13 protein-coding genes and 5 tRNA genes are annotated in these 14,100 nt (G+C 31.2%); all 18 read right to left on the bottom strand.

What is annotated here, in order from left to right:
- Positions 1-15: 15 nt before the first annotated feature.
- Complete coding sequence (locus tag VLM92_RS00700) at positions 16-753, bottom strand: YwmB family TATA-box binding protein (RefSeq protein ID WP_325274431.1); 738 nt, start codon at positions 751-753, stop codon at positions 16-18.
- Between the two features lie 84 nt (positions 754-837).
- The gene (locus VLM92_RS00695) at positions 838-1,707 is read right to left on the bottom strand and encodes a 4Fe-4S binding protein (protein ID WP_325274430.1); all 870 of its coding nucleotides are present in this window, start codon (positions 1,705-1,707) and stop codon (positions 838-840) included.
- A 237-nt stretch (positions 1,708-1,944) separates the two neighbouring features.
- The gene (gene glmS / locus VLM92_RS00690; RefSeq protein ID WP_325274429.1) at positions 1,945-3,774 is read right to left on the bottom strand and encodes a glutamine--fructose-6-phosphate transaminase (isomerizing); all 1,830 of its coding nucleotides are present in this window, start codon (positions 3,772-3,774) and stop codon (positions 1,945-1,947) included.
- Between the two features lie 276 nt (positions 3,775-4,050).
- Positions 4,051-5,397: a phosphoglucosamine mutase gene (gene glmM / locus VLM92_RS00685; protein ID WP_325274428.1), complete on the bottom strand. Its 1,347-nt coding sequence runs from the start codon at positions 5,395-5,397 to the stop codon at positions 4,051-4,053.
- Positions 5,398-5,573: 176 nt separating this feature from the next.
- A complete protein-coding gene (locus VLM92_RS00680; protein ID WP_325274427.1) occupies positions 5,574-6,116 on the bottom strand; it encodes a 2-oxoacid:acceptor oxidoreductase family protein in 543 nt (180 codons plus the stop codon).
- 1 nt (position 6,117) lies between these two features.
- Entirely contained in the window at positions 6,118-6,873 is a 756-nt protein-coding gene (locus VLM92_RS00675; protein ID WP_325274426.1) for a thiamine pyrophosphate-dependent enzyme, read from the bottom strand.
- Complete coding sequence (locus VLM92_RS00670; protein ID WP_325274425.1) at positions 6,873-7,949, bottom strand: 3-methyl-2-oxobutanoate dehydrogenase subunit VorB; 1,077 nt, start codon at positions 7,947-7,949, stop codon at positions 6,873-6,875. The genes VLM92_RS00675 and VLM92_RS00670 overlap by 1 nt, the downstream gene beginning before the upstream one ends.
- Positions 7,950-7,973: 24 nt before the next feature.
- Positions 7,974-8,189 carry a 4Fe-4S binding protein gene (locus VLM92_RS00665; RefSeq protein WP_325274424.1) on the bottom strand — a complete coding sequence of 72 codons (216 nt, stop codon included), beginning with the start codon at positions 8,187-8,189 and terminating at the stop codon, positions 7,974-7,976.
- A 44-nt stretch (positions 8,190-8,233) separates the two neighbouring features.
- Positions 8,234-8,911: an ATP-binding protein gene (locus VLM92_RS00660; protein ID WP_325274423.1), complete on the bottom strand. Its 678-nt coding sequence runs from the start codon at positions 8,909-8,911 to the stop codon at positions 8,234-8,236.
- A 69-nt stretch (positions 8,912-8,980) separates the two neighbouring features.
- Entirely contained in the window at positions 8,981-10,075 is a 1,095-nt protein-coding gene (gene buk / locus VLM92_RS00655; RefSeq protein ID WP_325274422.1) for a butyrate kinase, read from the bottom strand.
- A gap of 20 nt (positions 10,076-10,095) precedes the next feature.
- Positions 10,096-10,998, bottom strand: coding sequence for a phosphate butyryltransferase (ptb, locus tag VLM92_RS00650; RefSeq protein ID WP_325274421.1), 903 nt, complete (start codon positions 10,996-10,998; stop codon positions 10,096-10,098).
- A 455-nt stretch (positions 10,999-11,453) separates the two neighbouring features.
- Entirely contained in the window at positions 11,454-12,638 is a 1,185-nt protein-coding gene (locus VLM92_RS00645; protein ID WP_325274420.1) for a CdaR family protein, read from the bottom strand.
- On the bottom strand, positions 12,635-13,477 hold the full coding sequence (gene cdaA / locus VLM92_RS00640; RefSeq protein ID WP_325274419.1) for a diadenylate cyclase CdaA: 843 nt from the start codon (positions 13,475-13,477) through the stop codon (positions 12,635-12,637). The genes VLM92_RS00645 and cdaA overlap by 4 nt, the downstream gene beginning before the upstream one ends.
- Before the next feature lie 138 nt (positions 13,478-13,615).
- A tRNA-Arg gene (locus tag VLM92_RS00635) sits at positions 13,616-13,692 on the bottom strand.
- A 10-nt stretch (positions 13,693-13,702) separates the two neighbouring features.
- A tRNA-Gly gene (locus VLM92_RS00630) sits at positions 13,703-13,777 on the bottom strand.
- 77 nt (positions 13,778-13,854) lie between these two features.
- A tRNA-Asn gene (locus VLM92_RS00625) sits at positions 13,855-13,930 on the bottom strand.
- Positions 13,931-13,941: 11 nt separating this feature from the next.
- A tRNA-Asp gene (locus VLM92_RS00620) sits at positions 13,942-14,018 on the bottom strand.
- 6 nt (positions 14,019-14,024) lie between these two features.
- A tRNA-Val gene (locus VLM92_RS00615) sits at positions 14,025-14,100 on the bottom strand.

The following is a 14,100-nucleotide window of genomic DNA, read 5'->3' as shown; positions in this document are numbered from 1 at the left end:
GACCTCTCCTCATTATTAATAATCTAATTTTATAATGGGTGTAGCAATATAGATGAGCGTTTTATCATCATCTTCACTATACCTCATTCCTATATTCAAATTCGTCTTATTTCCCAAATATTCCAAATAATTTTCATTTAAAATTTCACTATATGCTGTTATTGATACAAAATTTTCTTCCTCTACTCTATCTATTTCTTCAGCATTCATATTATATAATATTTTCTGCAAAATATCATCATATTTATTTATTTGTAACTTTTTTGTGTATTCTCCAGATATACAGGTATTTATATCTAATTGATATGTATGCTTATTAAGAGTATTTTCAAGAACTGTATAAATGTCCACTATATTTTTATATACTTTATTTTCTAATATGTCAACTATTATATAGGACTCTGTATTATTTTTTTTAATACCAATTATAGAAATGGTTTCCTTGTCTGTTTTTACTTGAGCATATATTTGATTTTCTTTCTTATTCCAATTTTCTTCCCACTTTATATTACTTTCCTCTAATCCAAGATTATTAATTATTTCTATACAAATATCTCTCATATCATTTTTTGATATATTATAATTTATGGCTCCGTTAGCTTTTATATTATAAAATTTAAAATTTGCTTGTGTATCATTGAAAGTTTCTATAAGTTTATAGTATTCATTATTCGATTTAATGTCTGCATATGATATTAACATTCCTGCTAACATCAATAAAAAAAAGCTTATAGTTAATTTTACTAATTTCATAAAAAATCCCCCTTAAAATTATCATACTTATACTTGAATTATTGACAATTTTAAGGAGGATATACTTTATATACTCTTTAGTTTTTATTCATTTATACATTTCTTATCCATTAATGCTTTTTCAAATGCATCAAATCCAATTCTATCTATAACCTTGCATATTCTTTCTTCAGGATTACCTAACTCTTTATATGTATCTAATATATCTTGTACTAATTCTACTATTTCTTCTTCTTGATATAAATTATTTAACTTATCTCCAAATCTATATCCTCTTCCCATTCTTCCCCCAAGATAAATTGCCATTCCTTGCTTATCAACTTCCATAGCTCCGAACGGACAAACTTGAGCACATTTTCCACAGTTTACACATTCATCTTTATCCCATACTAATGTTTTGTCTACAATCTTAACAGATTTTTGTCTACATGGTTTAGTACATAGTCCACAATTTTTGCATTTATCCTCATTAAATTTAACATAAACTTGTCCAACTATACCAATATCATTTGTATTTGCCTTTGCACAGTTATTAGGACATCCTACTAATGTTATTTTAGTTTTTGAAGGTAAATTATATCCAAAATACTTGTCATGTAATTTACTACAAAGTTTTTGCGTATCATATGTACCATGTTGACATACAGTTCCCTTACATGCAACTAGCGGTCTAACTTTCTTTCCTGTACCACCATGAGCTAATTTAGCTTCTTTTAAATCAGCCTTTAGATTTTCGATATCTTCATATTTAATCCAAGGAATTTCTATTGCAAGCCTAGTTGTTACACCTAAATATCCGTTTCCATATTTTTGTGATAATTGGGCTAAATCATTTAATTGCTTTGCTGTAAAATTTCCTGCTCTACTTAATATTCTTATAGAAAAATAACCCTCTTGTTTTTGTGCTAATATTCCTTCTCCCTTTAGTCTTGATATCTCATCTTTACTTATCACATCTGCACCCCTATTCAAATATATATTTTTACTTATAGGTTATCATACTTAAATTTTATCATCTACCGTATTTATCCATTTTATATATTAAATCTTATTATAGATACCATTAATTATCTTAATTATAAAAAATAAACATCAACTACCAAAATATGCACAATAATTTAATCATAATGAAATTTTCTACTATAAAAAAGCCGTACATTTTATAAATATACGGCTTTTTATCAATATTTATTATTCAACTGTTACTGATTTAGCTAAGTTTCTTGGCTTATCTACATCACAGCCTCTTTCAACTGCAACATAGTAAGATAATAATTGAAGTGGTAAAACTGTTAATATACTTGATAATATATCATCTACATTTGGTATATATATTACCTTATCCGCAGATTTTTCAACTTCTTTATTTTTTTCTTGAGCAATAGCTATTACATATGCTCCTCTAGCTCTAACTTCTTCCATATTAGATACCATTTTTTCAAATAACTCTTCTTGAGTTGCTATAGCTATTACTGGAGTTCCTTTTTCTATTAGTGCTATTGTACCATGCTTTAATTCTCCAGCTGCGAAAGCTTCTGCATGAATATAAGATATTTCTTTTATCTTTAAAGCACCTTCCATAGCTAAGTTATAATCTAATCCTCTACCTAAGTAGAATGCACTGCTCGCATCTTTTAATGTCTTAGCAACGTCTTCTTTGATATAACTTTCTTGCTCTAAAGCTTTTTCTACCTTTTCAGGCATTTCTTTTAGCTTTTCTATCATATCATTGTAGAACTCTCTAGTTATAGTACCTTTCTTTATAGCAAAATCCAATGCTATCATATAGAATGATACTAATTGCGTTGTGTATGCCTTAGTTGATGCAACAGATATTTCTGGCCCTGCCCATGTATAGAATACATCATCTGATTCTCTAGCTATAGAAGAACCCACAACATTAGTTACTGATAATATTCTAGCTCCTTTTTCTTTAGCATATCTTAAAGATGCTAAAGTATCTGCAGTTTCACCTGATTGACTTACTAATATTAATAATGTATTTTCATCTACAAATGGATCTCTGTATCTAAATTCAGATGCAATGTCAGTTATTACTGGTATTTTAGCAAACTTTTCTATTGCAAATTTACCAACAAGACCTGCATGATATGCAGTACCACATGCAACTATATATACTTTATTTATTTTTTCCAAGTCTTCCTTCGTCATTTTTATATCATCTAACTGAATTTCTTCGTTATCATTTAATCTTCTTATTAATGTTTCTTTAACTCCATTTGGTTGTTCATATATTTCTTTTAACATGAAGTGTTCATATCCACCTTTAGATGCAGCTTCAACATCCCAAGTTATTTCAGTAACTTCTTTTTCAACAACTTCTCTATTTTCATTTAAAACAGTTAGTTTATCCCCTATTATATGAACAAACTCACCATTTTCTAAGAAGTATACGTTTCTAGTATACTTTAATATAGCTGGTATATCTGATGCTATGAAGTTTTCACCTTCACCTAAACCAACTACTAATGGGCTGTCTTTTCTTACAGATACTAATTCTTGTGCATTATCCTTACATACAACACCTAGTGCATATGCTCCTCTTAATCTTTCAGTCGCCTTGTAAACAGCATCTAGTAAGTTTCCTTCATAATACTTATCAACTAAATGAGCTACTACTTCTGTATCTGTTTGAGATAAAAATACAACACCTTCTGCTTGTAATTCTTCTTTTAATTCCATGTAGTTTTCTATTATACCATTATGAACAACAGCTATTGTTCTAGCCATATTAAAATGAGGGTGAGAGTTTACATCAGATGGTTCTCCATGAGTTGCCCATCTAGTATGCCCTATACCTAATCCACCTTCTATTGGATTCTTTTCTAAATCTTCTGCTAGTATTGCTAATCTACCTTTGAACTTTCTTATTTCTAATTCATTTCCAACGTTAACTGCAACTCCTGCAGAATCATAACCTCTGTACTCTAACTTAGAAAGTCCTTCTATTAAAACTTCTGTTGCTTGTCTGTGTCCTAAATATCCAACTATTCCACACATATTAAAATTCCTCCTAAAAATATTATTATTTTATATATTTTTAGAGTTAGGTCATATTGTTCACTTAAACTTCCCTTTGTCCATAAAATTACTTCTATGATTTAAGGAAGTCCTCACGATGGTAAACACACCGCAGAGCATCCGCCGATAATTCGATAAACTCTGACCTCGTCAACTCAGTACTAATGTTATCTAATATCTATTTGATTACTAAGTTCTGGCGCTTATAAAGTGAATGCTAAGATATACTTTGTTGTCTTAGTATTCACTTTTAAATTACGATAGTTTTTCTTGTATAAGGTTAGCTAAGTTTGTAGCTAATTCTTTTATTTGACCTTCCTCTTTACCCTCTAGCATAACTCTTACTAACGGCTCTGTACCTGATGGTCTTATTAAAACCCTTCCACACCCATCTAGTAAGTTTTCTATTCTTTCTATTTCGCTTTTTATATCTTCATACTCCATATATCTATTCTTATTCTCATTCTTTATCCTAGCATTAATTAGTACTTGTGGGTACTGAGTCATTACTGCTGCTAGTTCTGATATTTTCTTTTCTTCTTCTAGTACTATTTGAGCAAGTACTAATGAACTTAAAACACCATCACCAGTTGTATTGTAATCTAGGAATATCATATGTCCTGATTGCTCTCCACCTAAATTGTATCCACTATTTTTCATTTCTTCTAAAACATATCTATCTCCTACAGCAGTAGTAGCAAGTTTTACTCCATGCTCTTTAGCTGCTATAGTAAGTCCTATGTTACTCATTACTGTAACTACTAATGTATCTTGTGCTAATTTATTTTTCTTTTTTAAATATATAGCACTTAGTATCATTATATGATCTCCATCAACAATGGTTCCATTCTCATCAATAGCAATTAGTCTATCAGCATCTCCATCATATGCAAGACCTAAGTCAGCTTGGTGTGCCAAAACAGCTTCTTGTAACTTTTGTGGATGTGTTGATCCACACTTATCATTTATATTATTGCCATCTGGTTCACTATTTATTGTTACTACACTTGCACCTAGTTCATCAAATACTATTGGTGCAACTTTATATGCTGCCCCATTTGCACAATCTAAAACTACTTTTAATCCCTTAAAATCTACATTTATTATAGATTTTAAGTAATCTATATAATCTCTTTGTGCATCATGCATGTGTATTTTCTTACCAACTTTATCTCCAACTGGATGATGCTCTACTTTTTCTATATTGTCTATATATTCTTCTATATTTAATTCAACTTCATCATCTAACTTATATCCATCTTTGTTAAAGAATTTAATACCATTGTATTCAACTGGGTTGTGTGATGCTGATATAACTACCCCACAATCAGCTTCATATTTTTTTGTTAAATATGCAACTGCAGGTGTTGGAACTACTCCAACTGTAATTACATCACACCCAACAGACATAAGCCCTGCTGTTAAAGCAGCTTCTAACATATCTCCAGATATCCTTGTATCTTTTCCAACTACTACTTTAACTTTTTCTTTCCCTTGAGCTAAGACATAACCTCCAGCTCTCCCTAATTTATATGCCAATTCACAAGTAAGTTCTGTATTAGCTATACCTCTTACTCCGTCTGTTCCAAAATATTTTCTCATTAAAAATCTCCTTCCATAACGAAAAGCTCATCAAACTATAATATATTATTATATACATATAAATGTTCTTGATTCTCTAGTTTATTCCATAAAGACATTTTAATATATATAATCAAAAAGGACAATAGAATTATTTCTATTGTCCTTTTTTTGTAATTTTTTATATAATTTTAATACTATTTTATAGCCTCTGCACCTTTTTGTAAAGCTTCCTTGTTTAATGGTACAAACTTTTCTTTACTAGGTCCAAATACCTTTTTAAAAGCTTCTAAAACTGATTCAACTTCTACTGTTTGATTTGTTTTTAAGTAAGCTCCTAACATTATCATATTTGCAACTTTAGGATTTCCTAATTCTAAAGCTATCTCATTTGCTGGTATATAGTGAACTTCAACATCATCTCTTTCTACTTTTCTTTCTATAAGAGAGCTGTTTACTAATATTTTTCCACCTGGCTTAACTTCTGCTTCAAATTTATCAAGTGATGGTAAGTTCATAACTATTGCACAAGTAGCATCTCCTGTTATAAGAGGAGAACCAACTGGTTTATCAGATACAGTTACTGCACAGTTAGCTGTACCTCCACGCATTTCTGGTCCATATGATGGTAACCAAGAAACTTCCTTACCTTCTAGCATTCCTGCATAAGTAAGTAATTGTCCCATAGACATAACACCTTGACCACCGAATCCTGCACATATTACTCTAGCTGTAGACATATTACTTCACCTCCCCATTAAGATCAATATCTTTTATATTCCCTAAAGGATAGTATGGCATCATATTGTCTCTTAACCATTGTAGTGAATCATTTGGTGCCATTCCCCAGTTAGTTGGGCATGTAGATAATACTTCTACTATACCAAATCCTAATCCTGCTTGTTGAACTTGGAAAGCTTTCTTTATAGCTTTTTTAGCTTTTCTAACATTAGCAGGTGTATCTACAGAAACTCTCTCTACAAATACTGCTCCGTCTAATGTAGATAACATTTCACTCATTTTTATTGGGAAACCTTGTTTATCTATTTCTCTTCCTCTTGGAGCTGTAGTAGCTTTTTGTCCAACTAATGTAGTTGGAGCCATTTGTCCACCAGTCATTCCGTATATAGCATTATTTACGAATATAGTAGTGAATTTTTCTCCTCTAGCTGCAGCATGAACTATTTCAGCTGTACCTATTGAAGCTAAATCTCCATCTCCTTGATATGTGAATACTGTTTTATCAGGTAGAATTCTCTTTATTCCTGTAGCAGCAGCTGGTGCTCTACCATGAGATGCTTCTTGCATATCACAGTTAAAGTAGTTATACGCTAAAACTGAACATCCAACTGGAGCAACTCCTATAGTATCTCCAAGCACATCTAATTCTTCTAATACTTCCCCTACTAATCTATGGATTATACCGTGAGTACATCCTGGACAGTAATGAGTTTGAGCATCTGTTAAACCTTGAGTTTTCTTAAATACAACTGACATTATCTAGCACCTCCTACAGCTAATTCACATTCTACTACTTCTTTAGCTTTGTTAGCTATTCCTTCTGGATCTGGTATCATTCCTCCAGTTCTTCCGTAGAAGTGTACTGGTATTCTTCCTTCAACTGCTAATCTTACGTCTTCTACCATTTGACCCATACTCATTTCAACTGTTAATAAGTTTTTAGCTGCTGGTATCTGATTGAATGCTTCGAATGGGAATGGCCATAAAGTCTTAGGTCTTATAAGACCAGCTTTTATTCCTTCAGCTCTTAATATATCTATAGCATTTTTTACTATTCTTGCTGTAGTACCATAAGCTACAAATACTAATTCAGCATCTTCTGTTTGGTACATTTCGTAATCTACTTCATTTTTTTCTATTTCTTTGTACTTAGCTTCTAGCTTTATACAGTGTTTTTCTAATTCATCTGGTTGTAAGTATAATGAATTTATTACATTAGGCTTTCTTTGTCCTTTAGTTCCTACACTTGCCCAATCTTTAGGTGGTAATTCTCTAGTCTTAGGAGCTTTAAATTCTACTGGCTCCATCATTTGTCCTATCATACCATCTGCAACTACCATAACTGGAGTTCTATAGAAATCTGCAACATTAAAAGCTTCCATTATCATATCAACGGCTTCTTGAACAGTAGCTGGTGCATAAACTGGAGTTCTGTAATCTCCATTTCCTCCACCTCTTGTAGACATAAAGTAGTCAGCTTGAGAAGGTTGTATTCCACCTAATCCTGGACCACCTCTCATTACATTAACTATAACACAAGGAAGTTCAGCTCCTGCAGCATAAGTTATACCTTCTTGTTTTAACGCTATCCCTGGAGAAGATGAAGAAGTCATAACTCTAGCTCCTGTTCCTGCTCCACCATATATCATATTTATAGCAGAAACTTCTGATTCTGCTTGAACGAATACTCCTCCAACATTAGGTAACTCTTTAGACATGTATTCTGGTAATTCATTTTGTGGTGTTATTGGGTAACCGAAGAAATATTTGCATCCAGCTTCTATCGCTGCCTTTCCAAATGCTTCGTTACCTTTCATAAGTATCTTAGCCATTAAAATTGCCCCCTTTATTTGTAATTAGTCTCTTTCTACTGTTATAACTGAATCTGGACACATAGTAGCACAATTTGTGCATCCTATACACTTATCCATATCAGCAACTGTTGCTGGATTATATCCTTTTTTATTAATTTTACTATTATCCATCGATACAATTTTCACTGGACAGGCTTCTACGCATAATCCACAACCTTTACAAAGGTCTTGATCAAAAAATACTTTTCCTTTAGCCATTTTTCTATGCCCCCTTAAAATCTTTCTATATATTTGAGCTCAAATTACATCCAGGCTTCTCTCATATAAAGCTGAATAGGGAATACTTCCCCTTCTAAATCTGTCGGTAACTGTGGTATAAGGTTTTCCATACATACAACATACTTAATTGGTATGTTGCATAGCTTTGATACTTCTGATACCAATGCTTGACCTTTTAATACATCATCTACAGTAGTTGATCTAATAAGATGTGTATTATTTACTAAACCTGTAACCTTAAGTCCTGAAGATTTTTCTATTGCTCTTATATGATCAATGACTCTATCAGCAGTCTGAGTTTGCTCTCTATTTGCATTTACTACACAAAACATATCATAATCATTTTCTTCTATTAAATGATTAAATCTTCCTACAACCCTAGCACCTACATTATCTCCACCAACATCCATGACATAATTATAAGATTTATCATTTATTGGTGTTGCAATTTGCGCTGATATTGCTGGTAAATCTAGAGTTGGAGCATCTATACAACTATCTATAGGAAGTATATCTAGAGATTTTAGTAAATCTTTTTTCTCTCTTGTTCTAAAATAAACATTTACTACATCTAAATCAGATAAAGCGACTTTCCCATCTACTTCACTTCTTAGCTTAGTAACATAGTTCATAGCAAATTCACTTTTTCCACTTCCATAATGTCCTATCATGATTCTTATTCTATTATCATTAGTTATCATCAATCTCACCTATTAAGTCATATAATTAAATTCATATATGTTATTTGTTTAATGTCCTTGTCTATATTTTTATATGCACTCTACCTTGCAACCATATACTTGAGGTTCTTCTTCTTTATTTAGAACTCTAAGTCCTCCTTGTGCTAATGCTATCATTTCATCTTCACCTGGATATACTTTAACTTCAGAGATAAATTTAACTCTTTCTTCTATCATACTTGTAAATAACTTAGAATAAGCTATTCCACCAGTTAATAACACTGCATCTACATTTCCTTTAAGTACAGATGCACATGCACCTATTTCTTTACTTACTTGATAAGCCATAGCTTCATAAGCTAATTTAGCTTTTTCATCACCATTAGCTATTCTTTCTTCTACTTCTCTAGCATCATTAGTGTTTAAGTATCCTACTAATCCACCATTACCTTTTATTCTCTTTTTAATTTCATCTTGAGTATATTTTCCGCTGAAGCACATTTTTACTAAGTCTCCAACTGGTAAACCACCACTTCTTTCTGGAGAAAATGGTCCTTCCCCATCTAGAGCATTTGCAACATCTATTACTTTACCTTTTTCATGAGCTCCTACAGATATTCCTCCACCCATATGAGCTACTATAAAGTTGCTATCACTGTATTCCTTATTTAGTTCGTTAGCAGCTCTTCTAGCTGTAGCTTTTTGGTTTAATGCATGGAATATACTTTTTCTATCTATTTCAGGTATTCCTGATACCCTAGCTAATTCATTCATTTCGTCAACAACAACAGGGTCTACTATATATGATGGTATATTAACTTCATCCCCTATTTGTTTAGCTATAATTCCACCTAAGTTTGATGCATGTTCACCTAACACACCAACTCTTAAATCTTCTATCATTGCTTCGTTTACAACATATGTTCCACCTTGTATAGGCTTAAGAAGTCCTCCTCTACCTACTACAGCATGTAAATCAGATATTTTTACTCCACCCTCATCTAATGCTTCTTCTATTACTTTCTTACGGAATTCAAATTGATCTGATATTTTTTCAAATTGGCCTATTTCCTCAGAAGAATGTCTTAAAGTTTTTTCAAATACTAAATCCTCATTATCAAATACAGCTATTTTAGTTGATGTTGAACCAGGATTTATTGTTAATATTCTAAATACATTATTCATATGTCTTACCCCCTAATATATTAAGCTTTAGCCGCCATTAATACACCTAAAGCTATTGAATTTAACTTAGTTTCTTCATTATCAGCTCTTGAAGTTAATATTACAGGTGCTTTAGCACCAACTATAAGTCCTGCATTTTTTGATTCTGAGAAAAATACTAATGACTTATATAATATATTTCCAGCTTCTATATCTGGAGCTAATAATATATCTGCTTTACCTGCTACTGGATGATTTATACCTTTATGATTTGCAGCTTCTAATGATACAGCATTATCTAATGCGAAAGGTCCACCTACTATACACCCTTCGATTTCCCCTCTTTCACACATTTCTTCTAATTCTTTTGCATCTATTGTATCTTGCATTTTAGGATTTACTTTTTCTTTAGCACATAATGCAGCTACCTTTGGTTTTTCTATATCTAATGAATGTGCTACTGTACATGAATTTTCTATGATTTGTTTTTTAATATTTACATCTGGTGCTAAATTCATTGCTGCATCAGTTACTAAAAATAACCTGTCATACCCTTGTACATCAAATACTGCAACATGACTTAATACATTTCCAGTTCTTAAACCAACTTCTTTATTTAGCACTGCTTTTAATATTATAGATGTATCTACTAATCCCTTCATTACCATGTCGGCTTTACCTTGTGATACTAATTCAACTGATTTTAGAGATGCTTCTGATAAATCTTGTACATCTATTAATTCATAATTATTAAGATCTATATTTATACTACTTGCTATTTCCCTTGTTTTTTCTATATCTCCTACTAAAATAGCATTAGCTATTTTCTCTTTCCTTGCCATTTCAACAGCCATTAAAACTTCTTTATCTTGGCAGCATGCTACTGATATAGTTTTAGGGCCTCTTTCCCTTGCAAATTTTATTACTTCTTCAAAGTTTCTCATATACTCCCACCTCATTTTTGACATCTAGTAAAAAATATCTTTATACTTTTTACTTATAAGTACTAATTAATATATAATTTAATTATTTAAATAATTATATTCATCTCTTATATTCCTATCTGTATAAGATTCTTATAAGATATAATTTATTTATTATTTTAGGATGTAGCTATATGCTGACAATCAATTAAATTTAGAGCACATTGTATTCATAATACTTTAACAATCTAATAATCTAAATGTAATTGTTACACTTTATATTCTTATACTTAGATTATACATGTTTTAGCAACGTTTTCCTAGTCTATTGAAATTTTTTTAACTTTTCAGATTATTCATTCACAACTTACCTTTATCTTTATAATATTACTAAATTAAACAAGATGCAATAGAAATATCATTTTTTTTACATAAAACGATATTTTTTATTGCATCTTTACTTAAAATTTTTTATATTATAATGTTTGATTTGGATTAACAACTATATTTTTAACCTCATATTTTAAATCATACTTTATATCATATGTCTCACTTTCAGCAATTTCTTGGGATAAATCTATATATAATACTATATCTGATTTTGTTATATTACTTACACTCTCTAAGTACTCAATACTAACCTTAACGCTAGTTGGTATATTTATAGTTGCTATATCTATATTATTTTCATTATTTCTTATTTCAATTTCTTTTGATGTATATACAAACTCTTCTTTAATTGTGCTTACTGTATTTAGCTTTATAGTAATATACTCATTCTCTACAATTACACCTTTTGGAATATTCAAATATATATCTTTTGAAGTATTATTAGCTATATCCTTTATATCTACTACTTGCGTATCTATATATTCAATTTTATCTATAATCTCTTTTTTGCCTTTTATAGTTATATTATTCTGACTTAATGTATAATCTTTTAAATTCGTTTCAGGATTGTTTCCCTCAGCAAATTTTATTTTTATAGGAACATTTTTTTCCTTCAATAAAGTTGTATTTACTATAACTGATGATTGTTCTAATTCCACACCTTCTACCTCATCGCCATCTTCATCTATAGGCCTTAAACTTATCTCAGCGGAAAATCCATTTGTCTTTGAACCTACATCTAGTATACCTACAACCATTTGAACTTGTTGAACTAAACTTCTTGGTCCTGATATACGTATACTATCTTGACCTTTATCAATGCTTACCTTATCTATATTTATTTTTGATTTACCTTCTACTTGTATATCTATGCTTCTTTTTTCTGTTACTACTTTCTCTAAGTTAACTATCATAACGCTATTTTTAAATTCATGCGTAACCCTTTCAGATGTGCTTGCTTTTAAATATATCTCATTTTTACCCTCTATAGGATTATTTATTTGACCATATATATGTATATTTTCCTTCTTAACTTTCTTAATATTTGACAATTTTCCAGATATATATATATCTGTAGTTAACTCAGTATCCGGATAAATCACAAGATTTTTTTCGTTTAACTGGTTCATATTATTTATAGTTATAGGAATATCTTCAAATAATTTAGTTTCTTCTGGATCAACTACTGCCATAACATATAACCATAATACAATGGCACTTAACAGGGATATTAATTTTATCTTGGTATTATTTTCAAATTTATCTATCATCTGAATATACCACCTTTAAAAAAGTTTTTATCATCTGTTTTAGTTTTTAGATTACTTCTTAGTATATTTGTCATTCTATCTTTGGATATATTTCTATATAGCTTCCCTGCTTTAGCTATAGATACATCTCCTGTTTCTTCTGAAACAATAAGTGATATACAATCCGAAACCTCACTAACACCTATTCCAGCCCTATGCCTAGTCCCTAAATCCTTGCTCAAGTCTTTACTCTCAGTTAATGGCAAGAAACATGCTGCTGCCTTTACTTGTGAATCTCTTATAACAACCGCACCATCATGCAATGGAGTATTTGGGATAAATATATTTATTAATAACTGCCTTGATGCTTCACCATCTATACTAGTCCCTGTATTTATTATATCCCCTATCTTAGTCTGTCTTTCCATAATAATAAGAGCGCCAATCTTTTGCCTTGATAATGAATATAAAGCTTCAACTATTTCTTCTATTGTTTTAGTAATCGCTTCTTCTGATATATTGGGACCGTTTTTCATAAAGAAATTAAATTTAGCTCTACCTATATGCTCAAGCCCTGCTCTAAGTTCTGGTTGAAAAATTATAAGACCAGCTATAACTCCAAATTCAAGAGCATTGACTAATATCCAATAAAGAGTATGTAATTTAAAAGTTTCACTTATTTGGGTTGCTACTAATAAAAATAATATTCCTTTTAAAACCTGCTCTGCTCTTGTATCTTTTATAAACATAAATATCTTATAAAAGATGTATGCAACTATAGATATATCAACTATATCATTTATAGTCATTCTAAAAATTATGTCAAAAAAATCACCTAAAAAAGAATTTATATCCAACACAGTTTTATCCTCCTGTTTGATAAGTTCTTGATTATTTACACTATGTATTATACTATATTAATCTAACTATATACAAACTATTTATAATGTCCATAATTATATAAAAAAAAAGTTTCACTAAAGTGAAACTTTTTTTATTGGTGAGCGCACAGGGATTCGAACCCCGGACACACGCCTTAGAAGGGCGTTGCTCTATCCAGCTGAGCTATGCACCCATATTTAATATGGAGCGGGAAACGAGATTCGAACTCGCGACTTCAACCTTGGCAAGGTTGCGCTCTACCACTGAACTATTCCCGCATTTAATTTTTAAAATCTAAAAAGGACTCAAATCATCGTCTTCCAACATGGCACACTAATGATCCATACTATTATATTGGCGGGAATAACAGGACTCGAACCTGTGACCCATTGATTAACAGTCAATTGCTCTACCAACTGAGCCATATTCCCGCATATTTAATTGGCGACCTGGAAGGGACTCGAACCCTCGACCTCCAGCGTGACAGGCTGGCATTCTAACCAGCTGAACTACCAGGCCGCATAATGGTGGGACTAACAGGGCTCGAACCTGTGACCCCCTGCTTGTAAGGCAGGTGCTCTCCCAGCTGAGCTATAGTCCC

This window comes from Romboutsia sp. (assembly GCF_035470145.1).
Classification (GTDB): domain Bacteria; phylum Bacillota; class Clostridia; order Peptostreptococcales; family Peptostreptococcaceae; genus Romboutsia_D.
This window is presented reverse-complemented; position numbering and strand designations above follow the sequence as displayed.

What these genes read in the sequence shown, in the direction of transcription:
- VLM92_RS00670 (WP_325274425.1), bottom strand. Translation starts at nt 7,949, where the DNA reads ATGGCTAAGATACTTATGAAAGGTAACGAAGCATTTGGAAAGGCAGCG.
- glmS (WP_325274429.1), bottom strand. Translation starts at nt 3,774, where the DNA reads ATGTGTGGAATAGTTGGATATTTAGGACACAGACAAGCAACAGAAGTT.
- VLM92_RS00645 (WP_325274420.1), bottom strand. Translation starts at nt 12,638, where the DNA reads ATGATAGATAAATTTGAAAATAATACCAAGATAAAATTAATATCCCTG.
- ptb (WP_325274421.1), bottom strand. Translation starts at nt 10,998, where the DNA reads ATGAGAAACTTTGAAGAAGTAATAAAATTTGCAAGGGAAAGAGGCCCT.
- glmM (WP_325274428.1), bottom strand. Translation starts at nt 5,397, where the DNA reads ATGAGAAAATATTTTGGAACAGACGGAGTAAGAGGTATAGCTAATACA.
- buk (WP_325274422.1), bottom strand. Translation starts at nt 10,075, where the DNA reads ATGAATAATGTATTTAGAATATTAACAATAAATCCTGGTTCAACATCA.
- VLM92_RS00700 (WP_325274431.1), bottom strand. Translation starts at nt 753, where the DNA reads ATGAAATTAGTAAAATTAACTATAAGCTTTTTTTTATTGATGTTAGCA.
- VLM92_RS00675 (WP_325274426.1), bottom strand. Translation starts at nt 6,873, where the DNA reads ATGTCAGTTGTATTTAAGAAAACTCAAGGTTTAACAGATGCTCAAACT.
- VLM92_RS00665 (WP_325274424.1), bottom strand. Translation starts at nt 8,189, where the DNA reads ATGGCTAAAGGAAAAGTATTTTTTGATCAAGACCTTTGTAAAGGTTGT.
- VLM92_RS00680 (WP_325274427.1), bottom strand. Translation starts at nt 6,116, where the DNA reads ATGTCTACAGCTAGAGTAATATGTGCAGGATTCGGTGGTCAAGGTGTT.
- VLM92_RS00660 (WP_325274423.1), bottom strand. Translation starts at nt 8,911, where the DNA reads ATGATAACTAATGATAATAGAATAAGAATCATGATAGGACATTATGGA.